Genomic DNA, 6,248 nt, shown 5'->3' with positions numbered 1-6,248 from the left:
TTTCATTTTGGCAAATATCGATTCCACTATTCGTTCAAGTGACTTTTTTTTCTTCACAAAATATGCTCCGGGTTCATTCAGAACAAATTTTGCTTTAACAAGGATTAGGTTTAACCTAACTTTGATATTCTCAAGTTGTGAAAACTTTTGATCGTATTTCAAAGCTATTGTATCAAACAAAATAAGCTTATCGACTTTTTTGCCCATAGCTTGAAGTTGTTGGGCCATTTCATATGCGACATTTCCGCCAAAGCAATAGCCGGATAAATTGTACGGCCCATTTGGATTTTGTGCTATCATCAAGGAAATGTAGTAGGTGGCCATTTCTTCAATGGAGTTGTTCGGTAATTCTATCCCATCCAAACCTTTCGGCTGGAATCCATAAATAGGTTGGTCATTCTCAATGTATTTTGCCAATCTATAATAAATAGAGGCCGAAGACCCAACTCCATGGACAATATAGAGTGGTGCTTTACTTCCCGATGTTTTTACCTCCAATAATCCGTTTTGGACAGGATTCTTGTTTTCTATGGCTTTTGCCAGTTCTGCGATATTGGGATTTTTAAATATCTGGTTAATAGATAGTTTTAACCCGATTTCTTTTTCAAGCAGTGACATTACTTTTACTGCAAGTAGAGAATTTCCCCCCAATTCAAAAAAATCAGCCTCAATGTCTATTGCCTCTTTTTTTAATGCGCTGCACCAAATTTCAGAAATTGTCTTTTCAAGCTTTGTTGTAGGGGCTTTATTCTTAGAGATATTTTCTATAGGCTTCGGTAAATTTTTTCTGTCAATTTTATTATTTGCTGTCAAAGGGAGATTATCCAGGATTACAATGTTACTAGGAACCATGTAATTCGGTAATTTCTTCTGAAGTTCTTTTTTGATTTCAAAAACCCATTCAACTTGGTCATTAGGATGGATAGGCACTTTGCTCACGACATATCCTACCAGACGTTTTTGTCCAGGGACATCTTCTCTCAAAATCACCGCAGATTCTTTGACACCGTCTTTTTTATTTATTGTGGACTCTATTTCGCCGAGTTCGACGCGATATCCTCTGATTTTGACCTGATCATCAATCCTTCCCATATATTCAATATTACCATCGGGAAGCCATCTCGCGAGATCGCCTGTTCGGTACATTTTGGCGTTTAAGTCCGGACTGAATGGATTTTGTACAAACTTTTCAGAAGTGAGGCCAGGAAGATTCAGATAGCCTCTGGCTACAGTTTCTCCTGCTATACAAAGTTCTCCAATGACATTTATTGGATTGAGCTGCTTGTCTTTATTGATGATGTATATTTTTGAAAAATCTATCGGTTTTCCAATCGTCACTTTCTCATGGGGAGATTTGATTTCGGCGACAGAAGCCCAAACTGTGCATTCAGTAGGACCATATTCATTATAAAGAGCAGCGTTCCCGGACTTTTCAAAATGAAGTTTTACCAATGATTCATCAAGGTTTTCTCCTGCGACGATCACTTTTGAAAAAGATGCTTTATCCAGCAGATTTTCTTCCAATAAAAACCTGTAATAGGAGGGGACGCAGAGGATTGTTTCAGTCTCATTGAGCAGTTCTTTGATATGATGAGGGTTTTTGATCAATTCGCTCTTGCATAAAATTAATTTTCCCCCTGTGGTGAGGGTTCCAAAGATTACAGGTACTGAGGCGTCGAAAGAAAAGGAAGGGATTAATAATGCAGATGAAGTCTTTTTGTGATATGATATTCTAGCCAACAAAAAAGCCATCAGACCCCTATGTTCAATCATTACACCCTTTGGTTTTCCTGTGGAGCCTGAAGTATAAATGACATAAGCCAATTGATTTTGATGGATTCTCAATGGAATTACCTCTTCAGATAGTTTTTCTATTTCAGGCCATTCTTCATCCAAAACGATTAATTCTCCTACTTTTTGAAGCCTTGTCTTTAGGTCAGAGGTAGTTATTATCAAATTCGCCTTGGTGTCCGAAAATACAAATTCGATTCTTTCATCAGGGTAGGTTGGGTCAACAGGCACATATGCTCCACCTGCTTTTAATATTCCCAAAATACCGATGATCATTTCAAGAGAACGGTCAAGGCAAATCGGAACCAAGCTTTCAGGTTGGAGATTTTTGTTAAGGAGAAAGTTAGCAAGCTGGTTGGACTTCTCATTTAATTCGAGGTAGGTGAGTTTCTTACCCTCAAATTCCACTGCTAAGGCATTCGGGGATTTTTCTACTTGTTCATGGAATAAATCCAGAATAGTATTTTGGTTTGGAAGTGTTTGAATTAATGAATTGAATGATTCGGACAAAACAATGTTCTCCTTGTTTGATAGGATTTTTAATTTTCCGATTTCTTCGTTGGGGTTTTCAATGATTGATCTCAAAAGTTGGATAAAATGATCAACAAAGTTTTCAATGGTTTCAGGCTTATAAAGATCTGTGTTGTATTCTGCAATGCCCTTTATGCTTGTGCCAATTTCTTTAAGCTCAAAAGTCAAGTCAATTTTCGATGTTAAGTTTTCATATGAATCTTCCGAAACATCGGCATCATTTAGGCTTAAATGGTTTTTAGGTACATTTTGCAACACAAAAAGAACCTGGAACACAGGGTTTCTGCTTAAGTCTCTTTCTTGGCCAAGCGCATCTACTACCATTTCAAATGGTACTTTTTGATATTCAAATGCCTCAAGGGTTGTAATCCGGATATCTTTGAGAAGTTCGGTAAAGCCCATGTCTCCGGACAGACCGGTTCGCAGGGCTAATGTGTTGACAAAGAATCCTATTAAATCTTCGGTTTCATGACTTTCTCTCCCAGCTGTAGGTGTTCCTACACAAATATCCTCCTGACCGCTATACCGATAAAGGAGTGTCTTGAATGCAGCAAGCAAAGTCATGAAAAGAGTTGATTGATTACTGTATCCCAATTCCCTCAATGGAGATACAATAGAATTATCAATTGAAAAACCGTAACTATTTCCACGGGTACTCTGAATCGCAGGCCTTGCAAAATCGGTTGGCAGCTGAAGGGGGGGTACGTTTTGGAGTTTGGTTTTCCAGTAGTCGATTTTATCCCTGATTGAATCACTTTTCAGGAAATTTCTTTGCCAGATGGCATAGTCAATGTACTGAATGGGAAGGGGGGGCAATGAAGCCGGAGTTCCGCTGACGATGGCCTGATAGCATTCGGTGAGTTCTTTTCTCAGGATGTTTGCAGACCATCCGTCGGAAGCGATGTGGTGCATGGTGATCACCAGACAATAATCCCTCTGGGCTTTGGTGATCAAACAGGCCCTCATCATGTGGTCGTTGGCGAGGTCGAAGGGTATCCTGATCAGCCTTGTGATTTCATTTTTAAGAAAGTCGGGATTATGCAAATCCATCCTGTCCAGCTTCCAGAGGTCTTTGCCTAGTACGGTCTGGCAATCGGTCCCGTTCTTTTCGCTGATTATGGTCCGGAGTGCTTCGTGTCGGTTGACAATGGTTTTGAATGCTTCTTCCAGGGCAGGAATGTCGGGTTTTCCTTTGATGTTAAAGATCAGGGGAATGTGGTACTGGATGCTGCCTTCCAGCTGATGGATAAACCAGAGACTCTGCTGGTTATAGGAAAGCGGGATTGCTTCCGGCCTTTCCGCAGGCAGGAGAACCGGGATGGAGACGTTTCCTCCATGTGAAAGAATAATCCGGGCAAGCTGTGAAATAGTTGGAGCGGAGAAGAATTCGCGGATGCTGATTTCAGCAGCCATTTCTTTCCTGATGGCGGCGACGGCACGCATTGCGAGCAGGGAGTGTCCCCCGAGAGCAAAGAAATCATCGTGGATACCTACCCTTTGCAAGCCGAGGATTTTCTGCCAGAGAGCGGCAAGCTGTTTTTCGAGATCAGTCCCCGGTTCGGTGTATTGGGCAGTCCCCAAATCCCCTGCTCCGACCTCGGGCAGTGCCTTTCTGTCAATTTTCCCGCTGAAGGTGAGGGGGAGTTTTTCCAGCTGAAGCCAAAGAGCGGGCACCATGTATTCAGGCAGTTTTGACCTGAGGAATGCACTGACGGATTCTTTGTCGAAATCTTCTTCGCAGACCACATATCCTACTAGTCTTTTGTCTCCCTGTCCGTTTTCTTTTGCCAGGACCACGGCCTGCTTCACACCGGGGTGGAGGAGCAGTACGGATTCGATTTCGCCGAGCTCTATGCGGTATCCTCTGATTTTGACCTGGTCATCTATCCTGCCGAGGTATTCGATGTTTCCGTCGGGAAGCCACCGGGCGAGGTCACCGGTGCGGTACATCCTGTCACCGGGAACGTTTCTGAAAGGGTCTGCAAGGAATTTTTGGGAAGTAAGTTCAGGCCGGTTGAGGTAACCCCTTCCGACGCCTTTTCCCCCGATGCAGAGTTCGCCGGGAATCCCGATAGGGTTGAGGCCATTATCGGCAGACAGGATATAGACAGAAGTATTGTCGATGGGCTTTCCGATGCTTACCTTTTCACTCACCTCCATTTTTTTGAATGTGGACCAGATGGTTGTTTCGGTTGGTCCGTACATGTTCCAAAGGGTTCCAAATCCTACAAGTGTATTTTTTAATTCCTCTCCAAGGGCTTCCCCCCCGACCAGCATTTTGATGTTTCCTGGGTTTGTCCAGCCTGAGTTGAGTAACATTTGCCAACCGGATGGGGTAGCCTGCATGTGGGTAGGACGGACTTCTTCCAGTTTTTCGGCAAGACTGAATCCGTCCATGGCAGTTTCCCTGCTTGCCAAAAAAACCTTTCCACCGTTTACTAGAGGCAGAAAAAGTTCAAGATAAAAGATATCAAAACTGTAAGTAGTGACCGATAGAATACTTGATAAGGCATCGAATTCTACATTTTTCGACATACTTGCCAAGAAGTTAACCAGATTCCGGTGTTCTATCATTACCCCTTTGGGCTTTCCCGTAGAGCCTGAGGTGTAGATGATGTATGCAAGGTTTTCGGGCAGAGGCAAAGTTGATATTTCATCAGAAGGCATACTTAGAATTGCCTCTATTTCTTGGTCAATGATGATATGGTGTATCCCATCTCCGAAATTGTGGGCAGTTTTTGAAGAACATATGACAACATCAGCTTTGGTATCTTCAACCATGTGATCAATCCTGTCTTTTGGTAAGGCAGGATCTATGGGGACATATGCCCCACCTGATTTGAGGATCCCAAAAATGCCTATGACCATCTCCAAAGAGCGGTCAATGCAGATCGGTACAGGGCTTTCAGGTTTGATTCCTTTTTTGGTCAAAAAATGGGCAAGTTGGTTGGATTGGGAATCCAATTCTAAGTAGGAAAGTTGGTTTCCCTCAAATTCTACCGCAACAGCATTTGGGGTTTTTAATACCTGGTTTTCAAACAGGTCTAAAATAGTTTTACCTTCGGGTAAAGGTGACTCGGTATCATTGAAGGATTTAAGAAGTAAAAACTCTTCCTCTTTGGGGATTAGGTTTAAGAGTCCAAGTTTTAGATACGGATTAGCTAGGATGGATTGCAATAAAGCGGAATAATGCTCTGTCATCCTATTGATTGTTTCAAAGCAGAAAAAGTCAGTGTCAAAGGCGATTGTTCCCTCGATACTTCCCTCATTTTCTTCAAAGCAGAACAATAATGTCGAGTTAAAATCCTGAAGGTTTAACCTTGAAGACAGGTTATGAACATTGTTGGCAGATTTCTTTTGATAGTCGAAAATGACAGGAAAAAGTAAATTTAAATCCTTTTCATTTTTCAAATCTAAAAAGGAAGAGAGCTGATTAATAGTGATTTGATTTTTGATGGCTTCATCAAGATCTCTGTTTATCTTTTTGAGAAATATGTCAAAATACATGCTTCCATCAATTTCACTTCGAATAGGCAGTGTTTGTAAATGGAAAAAATTGTTATTTTTTGAAGTTAGATTTTCATCATCCGATTTCTCAATCGTTTTGCCGATACAAAAATCATTTTGCCCACAGTATCGATAAAGTAATACTTTCAGTGCTGCGAATAATATTAAGGATTGGGAAGGGGGTTGGTCTTGAAAGCTAGCTCCAATTTCATTAAGAAGAATTCTATCCAAAGAAATAGTCAGGTAATTTTTTTCTTCTGTTTTAGCCAAACTTCTTGAAGGGTCTTTTAACAGTTGTAATTCTTTGATTCCATCAAGTTTTTTAACCCAATAATCATTGATTAACCGAAATGATTCTCTCGTTGATTGTTTATTTGGTGGTTTTGAAATTGACATAATTTTGTTTTTCTGGGTGTTAA

Annotated in this window: 1 protein-coding gene; it reads right to left on the bottom strand. The window is 41.2% G+C overall.

What is annotated here, in order from left to right; all coding sequences use genetic code 11:
* A partial coding sequence (locus ACZFYI_RS13900; protein WP_462524731.1) for an amino acid adenylation domain-containing protein occupies positions 1-6,225 on the bottom strand: 6,225 nt, incomplete at its 3' end.
* Between the last annotated feature and the right edge of the window lie 23 nt (positions 6,226-6,248).

This window comes from Aquiflexum sp. (assembly GCF_977115555.1).
The sequence above is the reverse complement of the archived record's forward strand: the minus strand, read 5'-3'. Positions and strand labels throughout refer to the sequence as shown.